Source organism: Paenibacillus pasadenensis (assembly GCF_023715725.1).
Lineage (GTDB): Bacteria > Bacillota > Bacilli > Paenibacillales > Paenibacillaceae > Paenibacillus_O > Paenibacillus_O pasadenensis_A.
On record NZ_JAMBOT010000044.1, the window covers coordinates 1 to 465 of the forward strand.

Annotated in this window: 1 protein-coding gene; it reads left to right on the forward strand. The window is 57.6% G+C overall.

Translation table 11 applies throughout. The features are described from left to right. Positions 1–336, forward strand: a 336-nt coding sequence (locus M3223_RS23875) for an OsmC family protein (protein WP_251566274.1), incomplete at its 5' end; no start/stop codon positions are given. Between the last annotated feature and the right edge of the window lie 129 nt (positions 337–465).

The window sequence follows — 465 nt, forward strand, 5'->3', positions numbered from 1 at the left end:
CTGATGGATGGCAACTCCGGGGATAAGGCTCCCAGCCCGATGGAGATGGTGCTGATGGCGGCGGGCGGTTGCAGTGCGATCGATGTGGTCTCCATTCTGCAAAAAGGTCGTCACGACGTGACCAATTGCGAAGTGAAGCTGACCTCCGAGCGTCGCGAAGAGGCTCCGCGTCTGTTCACGCATATTAATCTGCATTTTATCGTCACCGGCAAGGCGCTGAAAGATGCCGCGGTCTCCCGGGCGGTGGACCTGTCGGCAGAGAAATACTGCTCGGTGGCGCTGATGCTGGAAAAAGCGGTGAACATCACCCACTCCTATGAAGTGATCGAGGCGTAGTCTTCGCCTGCCGTTGTATCGAATCTCAACCCCGGCCAGGCCGGGGTTTTTTGGTTAGCCTATCTTACGGCCTTCCATCAGGCGCTCGACCAGCGGCGTCATGATAAGCTCCATCGCCAGCCCCATTTT